At 73.3% G+C, this 13,002-nt stretch carries 13 protein-coding genes; 6 read left to right on the top strand and 7 right to left on the bottom strand.

Annotated elements, in window-relative coordinates; all coding sequences use genetic code 11:
• Positions 1-175: 175 nt before the first annotated feature.
• Positions 176-1,030: an adenosylcobinamide-GDP ribazoletransferase gene (locus ACIO1C_RS09975; RefSeq protein ID WP_401860524.1), complete on the bottom strand. Its 855-nt coding sequence runs from the start codon at positions 1,028-1,030 to the stop codon at positions 176-178.
• 130 nt (positions 1,031-1,160) lie between these two features.
• On the opposite strand from ACIO1C_RS09975, the gene ACIO1C_RS09970 reads away from it, so the two are divergent.
• The gene (locus tag ACIO1C_RS09970; protein WP_401860521.1) at positions 1,161-1,919 is read left to right on the top strand and encodes a hypothetical protein; all 759 of its coding nucleotides are present in this window, start codon (positions 1,161-1,163) and stop codon (positions 1,917-1,919) included.
• Between the two features lie 39 nt (positions 1,920-1,958).
• Here ACIO1C_RS09970 and cobT read toward each other — a convergent pair whose 3' ends face one another.
• Both cobT and ACIO1C_RS09960 read right to left on the bottom strand, forming a co-directional pair.
• Positions 1,959-3,068 (bottom strand): nicotinate-nucleotide--dimethylbenzimidazole phosphoribosyltransferase, encoded by a 1,110-nt coding sequence (gene cobT / locus ACIO1C_RS09965; protein WP_401861018.1) that lies wholly within the window; start codon positions 3,066-3,068, stop codon positions 1,959-1,961.
• Between the two features lie 173 nt (positions 3,069-3,241).
• On the bottom strand, positions 3,242-4,456 hold the full coding sequence (locus ACIO1C_RS09960) for a bifunctional adenosylcobinamide kinase/adenosylcobinamide-phosphate guanylyltransferase (protein WP_401860519.1): 1,215 nt from the start codon (positions 4,454-4,456) through the stop codon (positions 3,242-3,244).
• 93 nt (positions 4,457-4,549) lie between these two features.
• Here ACIO1C_RS09960 and ACIO1C_RS09955 point away from each other — a divergent pair, with 93 nt between their 5' ends.
• Positions 4,550-4,837 carry a hypothetical protein gene (locus ACIO1C_RS09955; RefSeq protein ID WP_401860516.1) on the top strand — a complete coding sequence of 96 codons (288 nt, stop codon included), beginning with the start codon at positions 4,550-4,552 and terminating at the stop codon, positions 4,835-4,837.
• A 141-nt stretch (positions 4,838-4,978) separates the two neighbouring features.
• Here ACIO1C_RS09955 and ACIO1C_RS09950 read toward each other — a convergent pair whose 3' ends face one another.
• From ACIO1C_RS09950 to ACIO1C_RS09935, 4 genes are all read right to left on the bottom strand, one after another.
• Positions 4,979-6,079 carry a S1C family serine protease gene (locus tag ACIO1C_RS09950; RefSeq protein WP_401860514.1) on the bottom strand — a complete coding sequence of 367 codons (1,101 nt, stop codon included), beginning with the start codon at positions 6,077-6,079 and terminating at the stop codon, positions 4,979-4,981.
• A gap of 104 nt (positions 6,080-6,183) precedes the next feature.
• The gene (locus tag ACIO1C_RS09945; protein ID WP_401860511.1) at positions 6,184-7,989 is read right to left on the bottom strand and encodes an ABC transporter ATP-binding protein; all 1,806 of its coding nucleotides are present in this window, start codon (positions 7,987-7,989) and stop codon (positions 6,184-6,186) included.
• Positions 7,990-8,043: 54 nt separating this feature from the next.
• A complete protein-coding gene (locus ACIO1C_RS09940) occupies positions 8,044-8,787 on the bottom strand; it encodes a class I SAM-dependent methyltransferase (protein WP_401860508.1) in 744 nt (247 codons plus the stop codon).
• 59 nt (positions 8,788-8,846) lie between these two features.
• The gene (locus ACIO1C_RS09935) at positions 8,847-9,440 is read right to left on the bottom strand and encodes a DUF3043 domain-containing protein (RefSeq protein ID WP_401860505.1); all 594 of its coding nucleotides are present in this window, start codon (positions 9,438-9,440) and stop codon (positions 8,847-8,849) included.
• A gap of 324 nt (positions 9,441-9,764) precedes the next feature.
• On the opposite strand from ACIO1C_RS09935, the gene ACIO1C_RS09930 reads away from it, so the two are divergent.
• From ACIO1C_RS09930 to ACIO1C_RS09915, 4 genes are all read left to right on the top strand, one after another.
• The gene (locus ACIO1C_RS09930) at positions 9,765-10,550 is read left to right on the top strand and encodes a PspA/IM30 family protein (RefSeq protein WP_401860503.1); all 786 of its coding nucleotides are present in this window, start codon (positions 9,765-9,767) and stop codon (positions 10,548-10,550) included.
• A 9-nt stretch (positions 10,551-10,559) separates the two neighbouring features.
• Positions 10,560-10,841 (top strand): hypothetical protein, encoded by a 282-nt coding sequence (locus ACIO1C_RS09925; protein ID WP_401860501.1) that lies wholly within the window; start codon positions 10,560-10,562, stop codon positions 10,839-10,841.
• Positions 10,842-10,957: 116 nt separating this feature from the next.
• Positions 10,958-12,289, top strand: coding sequence for a sensor histidine kinase (locus tag ACIO1C_RS09920; protein WP_401860499.1), 1,332 nt, complete (start codon positions 10,958-10,960; stop codon positions 12,287-12,289).
• The gene (locus tag ACIO1C_RS09915) at positions 12,286-12,972 is read left to right on the top strand and encodes a response regulator transcription factor (protein WP_327236962.1); all 687 of its coding nucleotides are present in this window, start codon (positions 12,286-12,288) and stop codon (positions 12,970-12,972) included. The genes ACIO1C_RS09920 and ACIO1C_RS09915 overlap by 4 nt, the downstream gene beginning before the upstream one ends.
• The last annotated feature ends 30 nt before the right edge of the window (positions 12,973-13,002 follow it).

Here is a 13,002-nt window from a genome sequence, read left to right as displayed (position 1 = left end):
CGAGGGATGGGCCGACCGTGCCCGCCGCATAGTAAGACCGATTCGGCCTGGTGCCCGCCGGGAAGGAGCCTACGCTCGGTGAGGTCCGGCCTTCACGGGGGCGTTGGCCGAGCGGATCGGGAGACCCGGGCCCCCGTCGGCGCCGGCCGGGGGTCAGCCGGGGGTCAGCCGGGGGTCAGCCGAGGGTCAGCACGACGAGCGTGGCGGTCGCGGCGGTTTCGGCCAGGGCGCCGAGGACGTCTCCCGTCACCCCGCCGAACCGCCGGACGCAGTGCGAGAGCAGCAGGTGCGCGGCGCCGAGCGCGGCCAGCACCGCCAGTACGTGGTGGACGGCGCCGGTGAACCCGAACGCCCCGCCCGCCACCGCGCAGACCGCCGTGGCCGCCAGCGCCGTGAGCACGGCCGCGCGTACCGGTACGGCTCCGGCGACGGCCGCGCCCAGGCCGTCGGGGCGGGCCGGGGGCACGCCCGCACGGCAGGCGAGGGTGAGCGCGAGCCGGGCGGCCACCCCGGACACGGCCAGGGCCACCGCGCCGTGCGCCCGGCCCTCCCCGTACAACTCGGCCACCGCCGCGACCTGCGCGAGCAGGACGAGCAGGAGGGTGATCACGCCGAACGGGCCGATGTCCGAGCGCTTCATGATCCGCAGGGCGTCCTCGGCCGGCTTCCCGCTGCCCAGGCCGTCCGCGGTGTCCGCGAGACCGTCCAGGTGAAGTCCCCGGGTCAGTACGGCCGGTACGGCGACGGCGGCGACGGCGGCGAGGAGGGGGCCGGTGCCCGCTTGCAGCAGGATGGCGCCCACGGCCGCCGCGGCCAGGCCGACCACGAGGCCCACGAGCGGAGCGGCCCGCATCCCGGCGCCGGCGGCGGGCCGGTCCCAGCGGGTCACCCGGACCGGCAGCACGGTGAGGGTGCCGAAGGCGAACCGCAGCCCGTTGGCAAGCGAGGCGCGTGAGGCGAGCGAGGCGCGTGAGGTGTCCGCCGGTATGCCGCCTTGGGGGTCGTCCGTGGAGCCGTCCTTGGAAGTCATCGCGCGAAGGGTAGCCGGGGGGCGCCCACGGACGCTGACACCCGACGCCCACTCAAAAGGCGCCAAACTGCCCAGACTTCCCATACCGTCACGTCGTACCGTCCCGTCCGACGCTCCGGAAGCAGGTGGCATGGGTCACTGGTTTCACCAGAACATCGTCGAGCCGGGCAAGCTGCCCGCCCTGCTCGCGCTCGCGTCCTTCGTGCTGACCTTCGCGGTGACCCGTACGGTGACCCGGCTCATCCGGGCCGGGAAGGGGCCGTTCCGGAACATCTCACCGGGCGGGATGCACATCCACCATGTGGTCCCGGGGGTGATCCTCACCGTCATCGGCGGCTTCGGCGCGGTCGGCAGCGGGACGCAAGGCGTCACGGCGTGCGTGTGCGCGGTGATCTTCGGCCTCGGCGCGGGGCTCGTGCTGGACGAGTTCGCGCTGATCCTCCACCTCCAGGACGTCTACTGGTCCGAGCAGGGCCGCCAGAGCGTGGAGGTCGTGGTCACGGCGGCGGCGCTGGCGCTGCTCGTGCTCAGTGGCTTCTCGCCGGTGGAGGTCAACTCCCTGACGACGGAGCAGCAGGAGAACAGGACGTCGGTGATCGCCACGCTCCTCGTCAACTTCGCCTTCGTGCTGATCGCGGCCTTCAAGGGCAAGCTGCGCATGGCGCTGGTCGGCACGCTGGTGCCGTTCGTGGCGCTCACCGGCGCGATCCGGCTGGCGAGACCGGGATCGCCCTGGGCCAAACGTTTCTACCGGGGGCGCCACAAGAAGCGGGCGAGAAGCACGTTGCGCGCCTACCACCACGACAAACGCTGGGTGGGGCCGCGACGCCGCTTCCAGGACCTGATCGGCGGCGCCCCGACCCCGGACCCGGCGCGGATCCCGCACTGAGAGGGCCCCGCGCGTGCCGGTAAGGGTGCGGGCGCGAGGTCAGTCCGTGTCCGCCTCTTCGCCCGTCTCGTCCTCCGTCTCGTCCTCCGCGTCCTTCTCGGCAGCGGGGGAGAGGGGCGCCTCCGGCAGCTCCGCCGCCAGGGCGGCCGCCGCCTGGACCAGGGGCAGGGCCAGCAGCGCCCCCGTACCCTCGCCGACCGTGACGCCCTGGTCGAGCAGCGGGACCAGCGCCATCCTGTCCAGCGCCTTCGCCTGGGCGGGCTCGCCGCTCATGTGGCCCGCCAGCCACCAGTCGGGCGCGCGGAACGCCGCCCGCTGGCCGACCAGCGCACAGGCCGCCGACACCACCCCGTCCAGGACGACCGGCACCCGGCGCACCGCGCTCTGGAGCAGGAAGCCCGTCATCGCCGCCAGGTCCGCGCCGCCCACCGTCGCCAGCAGCTCCAGCTGGTCGCCGAGGACCGGCCGCGCCCGGCGCAGCCCGTCCCGGACGGCCGCGCACTTGCGCATCCACGCCAGGTCGTCGATGCCCGCGCCGCCGCGCCCGGTGACCACCGACGCGTCCGTGCCGCACAGGGCGGCGATCAGGGTCGAGGCCGGGGTCGTACCGCCGACGCTCAGATCGCCCAGGACGAGCAGATCCGTACCGGAGTCCGCCTCCTCGTCGGCGATGCGCATGCCGAGGCGTACGGCCTGCTCGGCCTCCTCAAGGGTCAGCGCGTTCTCGATGTCGATACGGCCGCTGCCGCGCCGAACCCGGTGCCGTACGACCTCCTCGGGCAGCAGCCCGGGATCGCAGTCCAGGCCGGCGTCGATGATCCGCACCGGCACGCCCGCCCTGCGGGCCAGCACGGCGGCGGGGCTCGCGCCCTCCAGCACGGCCCGCACCAGCTCGTGCGTACTGCTCGCCGGACGCCCCGAGATGTTCAGCGAGGCCACCCCGTGGTCACCGGCGAACACCACCACGCGCGGCTGCCGGATCGCCCTGACCGGGACGGACCCCTGCGCGGCGGAGAGCCACTCGCCCAGCTCGTCGAGGCGCCCGAGGGCCCCGGGCGGCACGACCAGCCGTTCCCGGCGTTCCTCGGCGTCACGCCGCGTGCCGCCGTCGGGGCGCTCGATCAGATCGGAGAAGTCGTCGAGATTCAGCGAGCTCATTCGCTGAACACTAGCCCAACGCGGTCGTGGCTGACCTGGGCCGGGGGCGTGGGTGGTTGAGGTCCGGTGGGGGTTTGTCGTGGGCGTCTGGGGCCACTCGCCCGTGGTTGAACGGCGGTGGGACCGGGGGCGGCGCGCGCCCCGGCCCGTGGCGTCACCCCGCCTCAGCCCCGCAGCGTCAAGGACTGGCCCGCCACCACCAGCAGGACGTGTTCGCACTGTTCGGCGACCGCCGCGTTCAGACGGCCCAGTTCGTCGCGGAACAGGCGGCCCGAGACGTGCGCCGGGACGATGCCCGAGCCGACCTCGTTCGTCACCAGGACCACTGTGCGCGGGGTCGCGCGGACCGCCGCGACCAGCTCCGCCGTCCGTTCCCGCAGCGCCCTGCGGCCCCCCGGCTCCCACGCCTCCTCGTTCCACGCGTCCACCCGGTCCATCGCGTCCGTCAGCCACAACGACAGACAGTCGATCAGCAGCGGCGGCCCCTCCCGCGCGAGCAGCGGCACCAGGTCGCGGGTCTCGATCGTCCGCCAGCTGCCCGGCCTGCGCTCGCGGTGGGTCCGTACCCGCGCTTCCCACTCCGCGTCACCGTCCCGGCCGCCGCCGGTCGCCACGTACACCACCCCGGGGAAGGTGGCCAGCCGCCGCTCCGCCTCCCACGACTTGCCCGACCGCGCCCCGCCCGTCACCAGCGTCCTGCGCGGCACCCGCGGCACCGCGCGGTACGCCCCGACCGACACCGTCGTCCCGTCGGGCACCGCCCGCGCGCCCGCCGCCGCGAGCCGCCGGTCCAGCTCCGCACCGGGCGGTACGTCATGGTCGAGATGGACGGCGACCACATCCGTGGACGCCCCGACCGCCCCGCTCGCCCGCAGCCGCGCCAACGCGTCGGGCCGGCCGACGACATCGGCCGCCACCAGGTCGTACGGAGCCGTCGCACCCCGGCCGGGACCCTCCGCGAGCCCGGCGGGCGCGCCGCCCGGCGGGAGGTGGAGCAGCCGCTCGCCCCCGGGCGCCGTCACCTCGTACCCCGTGCCGGGCGCGTCCATCGCCAGCGCCCTGACCCGGTGCCCGCTGAGGAGCGTCAGCACCCGCCCGTCCGCGACCCGCCCCGCCGTCGGCAGTCCCGCCGGCAGCTCCACCGGGGGACCGTCGTGCGGATGGGTGAGCAGGACCTGCCGCACCCCCGCCAGGGAGTGCCCGGCACGCGCGGCGGCCAGCGCGGCCCCGGGGGTGAGGTCGAGCAACAGCACCCCGTCCACCAGCAGCGCGGTCGCGGCGCGGGCCGGCCCGCCGAGGGCGGTGGCGCAGGCGGCGCAGGGGCAGTCGGGGCGGGGGAGTCCGGCGGGGGCTCCGGTGCCGAGCAGAGTCAGTTCCACGGAGATGATCCTCCCGTGTCGCCTCGTACGGTGCGCGCCCGGCTACGCTGCGGGCAGGAAGCTGATCAGTTGGGCAGGATCCGGGAGGCGCACATGGCGTGGACGTGGCGGTTCGAGAAGTCCGACGGGACAGAGGTCCCGCCGGCGGTGGAGCCGGAGGAGTTCACCACGCAGGGGGACGCCGAGTCCTGGATCGGTGAGGCGTGGAAGGAGCTGCTCGCGGGCGGCGCCGACCAGGTGCACCTCTTCGAGGACAGCACCAAGATCTACGGCCCGATGAGCCTGCACGCGGACCAGGCCGACGCGCCCGGCGAGGCGGAGCCCGAGGCAGAAGCGAAGGCCGACGCCGCGTCCGCCGACGAGGCCGCCGACCAGGCCTGACCGGGGCGGGGCCGACCCGGCCCGGAGCGCGGGGCGCCTGCGGACCGGAAGGTCCACGGGCGCCTTTTCCCTTGCCCCTGAACGCCGTGCCCCCGAACGCCGTGCCCCTCGGTGCCGTACGCGCCTACGCGCCTGGACGCCCTACATCTCGCCGAGGGTGACGTTCGCCGTATGGGTCGCGCCCTGGCGGATGTACGTCACCTGGACCTTCTCCCCGGGGCTGTCGGACGCGAGCGTCTCGGACAGCGACTGGATCGTGGTGACCTGGTCGGCGCCCACCTTGGTGATGATGTCCCCGGCCTTGATCCCCGCGCCGGCCGCGGGCCCGCTCTTGGTGGTCGAGACGACGGCCACCCCGGCGGGCTGGAAGTCGGTGCCGAGGAACGTACGGCCGGTGATCCCGAGGGCCGCCCGGCCCGAGTTGGTGACGCGCCCGCTCTTGATGATCTGGCCGGCCACGTTCTGCACGGTCGACCCGGGGATCGCGAACCCGATGCCCGGTGCGGCGCTGTCGCCCTCCTGGGGATCGGTCGCGGCCAGCGTCGGGATGCCGATGACCTCGCTGTCCAGGTTGACCAGCGCCCCGCCGCTGTTGCCCGGGTTGATCGCCGCCGACGTCTGCACCAGGTTGGCGATCGTCGCGCCGGTCCCGCCGCCCGAGTCGCTCTCGGTCACGGTCCTGCCGACCGCCGAGACGATCCCCTGGGTGACGCTGCTCGACAGGCCCAGCGGCGACCCCATGGCCAGCACGATCTGACCGACCGCCACCTGGGAGGAGTCGCCGAACTTGGCCGCCTTGAGCCCGGAGGGGACGTTCGTCAACTTGATGACGGCGAGATCCCCCTGCGGGAAGCTGGCGACCAGTCGCGCCTCCAGCGGCTGCTCCCGGGTGGCGACGGTGACCGCGAAGGTCTTCTGCGAGCCGACGACATGGGCGTTGGTGACGATGTGGCCCTGGGTGTCGAAGATGACGCCGGAACCGAGCGCGTTCCCCGCGTCGATCTCCACGACCGACGGCAGTACGTTCTTGATGACGCTCTCGTAGGCGCTCTGGAGGTCGTTCTGGGCGCGCTCCACGGACGCGGCGCGGGCCGGGAGGTCGGCCTCCGCCACGTCGGCGGGCCCCGCGTCGGCGCCCGAGTTATTGCCCGAGCAGCCGGCGGCGAGGGCGACGGCGCAGATCCCGGCGGTCAGGGGCAGCAGCAGCCGGCGCGCACGGCCCCGGAGAAGGGAAGCATTCATGCCCGGAGTATCCCTTTTGTGCGCAGGGTGGCGCCTGCGGTACGCGGCCGATCAGGGGGTGCCGTTCACCCGGCCCGGTCCCCGCTCGCCCGGCCCTCGTCGCCCTACCGCGCCGACGCGAGGAACTGAGTGGCCGCCAGCTCCCCGTACAGCGGATCCTCCGCCACCAGCTGGTCGTGCGTCCCCACCGCCCGTACCTTCCCCGCGTCCATCACCACGATCCGGTCCGCGAGCGTGACCGTGGACAGCCGGTGCGCCACCACCAGGACCGTCACCTCACGGGCCGCCTCCGCCACGACGTCCCGCAGCGCCATCTCGTTGACCGCGTCCAGCTGCGAGGTCGCCTCGTCCAGGAGCAGCAGCCGCGGCCCCCGCAGCAGCGCCCGCGCGATGGCCACCCGCTGGCGCTCACCGCCCGACAGCTTCGACCCCCGGTGACCGACGAGCGTCTCCAGGCCGTCCGGCAGCCGTTCCACGAGCCCGTCGAGCCGGGACCGCAGGAGCACGTTCCGTATCGCCTCCTCGGAAGCGTCGGGCGCGGCGAAGACCAGATTCTCCCGCAGCGTCCCGGCCAGTACGGGAGCGTCCTGCTCGACATAGCCGATCGTGGCCCGCAGCGCGGCGAGCGGCCAGTCACGGACGTCCTTCCCGTCGACCAGGACCCGGCCGCCGGTCGCCTCGTAGAACCGCTCGATCAGCCCGAACACCGTGGTCTTGCCCGCGCCCGAGGGGCCCACGAAGGCCGTCATGCCCGGTCCCGGCACCTCGAAGGAGACGCCGTGATGGACGTACGGCAGATCCTCGCGGTACCGGAAGGTGACGTCCTCGAAGGTGACGGAGGCGGCGCCCCCGGCCCCCGCGCCCCCGGCCCCCGCGACCACTTCCCCGGCCCCGGCCGGATCCACCAGGGCCTCCTCCTCCGTCTCCAGCCGCTCCGCCTGCGTGATCCGGGCGACGGCGGCCGAGCCGACCTGGTACTGCGTGACGGCGCTGACCAGCTTCGACACCGGGTCGATCAGATAGAACAGGAACAGCAGGAAGGCGATGAGCGTCGAGACGGAGATCGCCCCCGATGCCACCCGCGCCCCGCCGATCCCCAGGACCGCCAGGAACGACACCTGCACGGCGAGCCCGACCGACGTGGACGCCAACGACTGCCACTTCGCGGACCGCACGCCGTGCCGCCACGCCTCCTGGGCCGCCGCCTCCACCACGGCGCTCTCCCGCTCCTCCGCCCCGGACGCCTTGACCGTACGGAACGCGCCGAACGCCCGCTCCAGCACGGTCGATATCTCCCCGACCGCCTCCTGGGACCGCCGGGTCGCCTCCGCGATCTTCGGCATCACCAGCGCGACGGCCCCGCCGATCAGCACGATCACGCCGAGGGTCACCCCGAGCAGCACCACGTCCATCACGCCCATCAGGACGATCGTCGCCACGAACGCGAGACCCCCGGTGGCGGCCATGACGATCGACTGCGTCGTCACCGCGCGCAGCAGGGTGGTGTCCGACGTGACGCGTGACATCAGATCGCCCGGCTGGGTGCGCTCCACCTCCGGCAGCCGCAGCCGCAGCAGCCGCCCGATCAGGGTCCGGCGCGCGGCGAGGACGACGGACTCGGCGGTCCGCTCCAGCAGGTACGAGCCCACCGACTCGACGGCCGTGCCGAACAGCACCAGGCCGGTCAGCAGGAGCAGGATCCCGGTGATCGACCCGTCCTCACCGAGCCGGTCCACCAGCGCCTTCGCCGCGAGCGGCTGGGCGAGGCCGGTGGCGGCGCCGACGAGGGCGAGGAACGCGCCCAGGGCCACGACGCGGCGGTGGGGGCGGAAATGGCGGTAGAGGGCGCGCCAGGTCTCACGGGCGGACAGCTCGGGCGGGGTGTCCACGCCGCTTTCGATTCCACTCACGCCGGTGAGGACGCGGGACGGGGGTCCCGTACCTGAGTCACGTCCCGGCCGGTTTCAGCCCCGTACGCCACACAGATGGAGCAGCGCGGCGACTCGCCGGTACGGCTCCGTCCGCCCCGCGCGGTCCTCCGCGGCCAGCAGCCGTTCCAGGTCACCGTCGGCACCCTCGCCCGGGGGTGGGGTGCCGTTCGGGGCGTGGTCCGTGAAGACCCGCACCCCGTACCAGGCGTGCAGCGGCGCGGCGATCCCCGCGAGCGTCGCCGTCAGGGCGTCGAGCCGGTCCGCGCGGACCTGGACCCCCAGGCGGTTGGTGTACGTGTCCGTCTCGAAGGCGTTCAGCGCCCCCGGCCAGTCCCCGGCGAGCCCGGGACGCAGCGCGAGCGCGTCCGCGTTCCTCACCAGTAACGAGAGCAGACCGCCGGATGCCAGCATCCTGGCCAGCCCCGCGAGCATCGCGTCGGGCTCCTGGACGTACATCAGCACGCCGTGGCAGAGCACCACGTCGAAGCTGCCGGGCAGGAAGTGGACCCCGGTCTCCAGACCGTCGCCCTCGATCAGCGTGACGCGCTCACGTATCCCCGCGGGCTCGCCCGCGAGCGCCTCGCGGGCCGTCGCCAGCATGTCCGCGTCGGACTCCAGGCCGGTCACCGTGTGCCCGGCGCGGGCCAGCCGCAGGGCCTGCGTGCCCTGGCCCATGCCGACATCGAGGATCCTCAGCCGCTGCCCCACCGGGTAGCGGGCCGCGATCTGCTCGTCCAGCTGCCGTGCCACCAGTTCCTGGCGGACGACGTTGCGCACCCCTCCGAGCCCGGCGAGCCAGCCTTTCGAGGCTCCCGCGAAACCGGAGACTCCGCTGCTCAGGGCCGCTGTCCGCGCTTGACCTGCGGCTTGGGCAGACGCAGGCGGCGCATCTGGAGCGTACGCATCAGCCCGTAGGCCACCGCGCCCCGCTTGGGGGTGTCGGGGAAGCGTTCCGCCAGCTGCTTCTTCAGCCGCAGCCACAGGCCGATCGAGTCGACGACGATCAGCACGATCACGCCGAGCCAGAGCAGCAGCGCGATGTTCTGGAGCGAGCCCACCCGGACCATCGACAGGACCAGGATCACCACCGCGAGCGGCAGGAAGAACTCCGCCATGCAGAAGCGCGAGTCCACGTAGTCGCGGACGTAACGGCGCACCGGGCCCTTGTCACGGGCCGGCAGGAAGCGTTCGTCACCGCTGGCCAGCGCGGCGCGCTGGCGGGCCATGTCGGTACGGCGCGCCTCGCGCTGCTGCTTCATGGCCGACTTGCGGTCGGTCGGCGTCGAGGCACGGCGCCGCTGCTGCGACTGTGCCTCACTGCGCTTCGGGGTCGGGCGGCCCTTGGGGGCCTGCGGGTCGCGGGTCTGCGTGGAGAGGTCCGACGTCACCTGAGTGGCGGCCTTCTCTGTATTGGCGCGGCTACGGAACACAAAGCCCAAGGGTACGGGGTGTCGCGGTTGGACCCCACCCCCGCGGGGAACGATCCCGCAACAGCGGACGTCTCTCACGGTACAGACGCGGATTTTGTCCGTTCCGGGCCTGTTGTGCGCCCGTTGCGCGCATGTTGTCCGCCTGTCGTAGCCGGTTTTCCTCAGGGTCACCTAGTCCTTGCGCCTGACCGGATCGGGGAGCAGTCGTCCTTGGGGAGGAGCGCATTCGCCTCCGAACAGTGCGGTAATAGAGACAGGGCCCGTACTGTGGGTTCTGTTGAAGTGCTGGATCTCACGTCCGTCAGAAGGGGGCGCGCGAAGCCCATGAGCGGTGTCATGAAGCGTATGGGGATGATCTTCCGCGCGAAGGCAAACAAGGCCCTTGACCGGGCCGAGGATCCGCGCGAGACCCTCGATTACTCGTACCAGAAGCAGCTCGAACTGCTCCAGAAGGTGCGGCGTGGTGTGGCCGACGTGGCCACCTCGCGCAAGCGCCTGGAGCTTCAGCTGAACCAGCTCCAGGGCCAGTCCACCAAGCTGGAGGACCAGGGCCGCAAGGCGCTGGCGCTCGGCCGCGAGGACCTGGCGCGTGAGGCGCTGTCCCGCCGCGCCGCGCTCCAGCAGCAGGTCACCGACCTGGAGACGCAGCACACCACGCTCCAGGGCGAGGAGGAGAAGCTCACGCTCGCCGCGCAGCGCCTCCAGACCAAGGTCGACGCCTTCCGTACGAAGAAGGAGACGATCAAGGCCACGTACACGGCCGCGCAGGCGCAGACCCGGATCGGGGAGGCCTTCTCGGGCATCTCCGAGGAGATGGGCGACGTCGGCATGGCGATCCAGCGGGCCGAGGACAAGACGGCCCAGCTCCAGGCCAGGGCGGGCGCGATCGACGAGCTGCTCGCGTCGGGCGCGCTGGAGGACCAGTCGGGCATGGCGCGGGACGACATCGCCGCCGAGCTGGACCGGATCTCCGGTGGTACGGATGTGGAGCTGGAGCTCCAGCGCATGAAGGCGGAGCTCGCCGGCGGTTCGCCGCAGCAGGCGATCGAGGGCGGCCAGGGCGACAAGCAGGACGCCCCCCAGAACCCGGACAAATTCAACAAACAGTAGGGGCTCGTCATGATCGTACGGATCATGGGGGAGGGTCAGGTGAAGTTGGCGGACAGCCACCTGGCCGAACTGAACACGCTGGACGACGAACTGCTGGCCGAGGTCAGGAGCGGCGACGAGGACGGCTTCCGCCGTACCTTCCACGCCCTCCTGGGCAAGGTCCGCGAGCTGGGCGAGCCGCTGGCGGACGACGCCCTGGAGCCGTCGGGGCTGATCCTGCCGGCGCCGGGCGCCACGCTGGACGAGGTCCGCGCGCTGCTCAACGACGACGGTCTGATCCCGTCGGTCTGAGCGGGTCCTGTCGCATCACGATCCCGCACGTCGGCTGCCCCACGCCCTCCCGGGTGTGGGGCATCGTGCTTTCCGCGGCGGCTCCCGCGCTTCCCGCACCCCGTACCGTGGCCCGGGTGACGACGACCTCCCTCGGTACCGCGCTCACGCGCTCCCGGTCCTGGGCCCGCGCGCACCCCCTCGCGCCCGACGGCGTCCTCGCCGCCGCCGTCTTCACCGCCATGCTGATCGGTTCCTTCGCCGACCCGAGCACCGGCCACAACACCCCCACCTTCGGCACCCGCAGCCCCACCGTCCTCAGCGTCTGCCTGATGGTCCTCGGCGCCGCCCTGATCGTCCTGCGCCGCCGCCACCCCATGACCGTGCTGCTGTGCGCCGGCGCGGTCACCGCCGTGGAACTGGTCACCGGCGACCCCCCGGCCCCCGTCGTGGTCAGCGCCGTCGTCGCGCTCTACACCGTCGCCGCCCACACCGACCGCCCCACCACCTGGCGCGTCGGCCTCGCCACCATGACCGTCCTCACCGCCGCCGCGATGTGCTTCGGCTCAGGACCCTGGTACGCCCAGGCGAACCTCGCGATCTTCGCCTGGAGCGGCATGGCGTGCGCGGCGGGGGACGCCGTACGGAGCCGGCGCGCCTTCATCGACGCGATACGCGAGCGGGCCGAACGCGCGGAACGGACCCGCGAGGAGGAGGCCCGCCGCCGCGTCGCCGAGGAACGCCTCCGTATCGCCCGCGACCTGCACGACGTCGTCGCGCACCACATCGCCCTGGTCAACGTCCAGGCCGGCGTCGCCTCCCACGTCATGGACAAGCGCCCCGACCAGGCCAAGGAAGCCCTCGCCCACGTACGGGAGGCCAGCCGCTCCGCACTCAACGAGCTGCGCGCCACCGTCGGGCTGCTGCGCCAGTCCGGCGACCCGGAGGCGCCCACCGAACCGGCCCCCGGACTCGCGCACGTCGACGGCCTCCTGGAGACCTTCCGCAACGCCGGCCTGCCCGTCACCTTCGCGGCCGGGGAGGGCGTCCCCCGCCTGCCCGCCGCCGTCGACCTCGCCGCGTACCGGATCATCCAGGAGGCCCTGACCAACACCCAGAAACACGCGGGCCCCGGCGCCCGGGCCGAGGTGAGCGTCGTACGGGTCGGCCCCACGGTCGAGGTCACCGTGCTCGACGACGGCGAAGGCACCGGCGAACCGGCCGACGGCAGCGGCCACGGCCTCCTCGGCATGCGCGAGCGGGTCACCGCGCTCGGCGGCGCCCTCACCGCGGGACCCCGCTACGGCGGCGGCTTCCGCACCCAGGCCATACTCCCGGTGAAGGGGCACCTCCAGACGGCCCCCGCCACACCACCGGCGCGGACCTCCGCCACGCCGCCCGCACCCGCCGCGCCACCCGCGCCGCAGACATGGACCGCGCCCACCGCGCCCACCGGGGAGACCGCATGACCATCAGGGTGCTGCTCGCCGACGACCAGACGCTGCTGCGCAGCGCCTTCCGCGTCCTGGTCGACTCCGAGCCGGACATGGAGGTCGTCGGCGAGGCCGCCGACGGCGCCCAGGCCGTCACCCTCGCGCGCGAACTGCGCGCCGACGTCGTCCTGATGGACATCCGGATGCCCGGTACGGACGGCCTCGCCGCCACCCGCATGATCAGCGCGGATCCCGAACTCGCCGGGGTGCACGTCGTGATGCTGACGACGTTCGAGGTGGACGAGTACGTGGTCCAGTCGCTGCGCGCGGGCGCCTCCGGCTTCCTCGGCAAGGGCGCGGAGCCCGAGGAACTGCTCAACGCGATCCGGATCGCCGCCGCCGGCGAGGCGCTGCTCTCGCCCCTGGCGACCAAGGGCCTGATCGCCACCTTCCTCGCCCAGGGCGGCAGTTCGGTGGACGACCGGGACGCGGCGGCGTACTCCGAACGCCTCACCGCGCTCACCGTGCGCGAGCGCGAGGTCCTGGTCCTGGTCGCGGGCGGCCACTCCAACGACGAGATCGCCGAGCGCCTCGCGGTGAGCCCGCTGACCGTCAAGACCCATGTGAACCGGGCGATGGCCAAACTCGGCGCCCGCGACCGCGCCCAATTGGTGGTAATCGCGTACGAATCGGGCCTGGTACGTCCAAGGGTGGAGTGACGCTACGCCGCCGCGTACTCCAGACGCGGT

This window comes from Streptomyces sp. NPDC087420 (genome assembly GCF_044744165.1).
In the GTDB taxonomy this organism is placed as follows: Bacteria; Actinomycetota; Actinomycetes; order Streptomycetales; family Streptomycetaceae; genus Streptomyces.
Note: the sequence above shows the minus strand (reverse complement) of the source record. Positions and strands in the feature narration are given on the sequence as shown.

Coding starts and splice junctions, on each gene's coding strand:
- ACIO1C_RS09975 (WP_401860524.1), bottom strand. CDS start 1,030: ATGACTTCCAAGGACGGCTCCACGGACGACCCCCAAGGCGGCATACCG.
- ACIO1C_RS09970 (WP_401860521.1), top strand. CDS start 1,161: ATGGGTCACTGGTTTCACCAGAACATCGTCGAGCCGGGCAAGCTGCCC.
- ACIO1C_RS09955 (WP_401860516.1), top strand. CDS start 4,550: ATGGCGTGGACGTGGCGGTTCGAGAAGTCCGACGGGACAGAGGTCCCG.
- ACIO1C_RS09950 (WP_401860514.1), bottom strand. CDS start 6,079: ATGAATGCTTCCCTTCTCCGGGGCCGTGCGCGCCGGCTGCTGCTGCCC.
- ACIO1C_RS09930 (WP_401860503.1), top strand. CDS start 9,765: ATGAGCGGTGTCATGAAGCGTATGGGGATGATCTTCCGCGCGAAGGCA.
- ACIO1C_RS09925 (WP_401860501.1), top strand. CDS start 10,560: ATGATCGTACGGATCATGGGGGAGGGTCAGGTGAAGTTGGCGGACAGC.
- ACIO1C_RS09915 (WP_327236962.1), top strand. CDS start 12,286: ATGACCATCAGGGTGCTGCTCGCCGACGACCAGACGCTGCTGCGCAGC.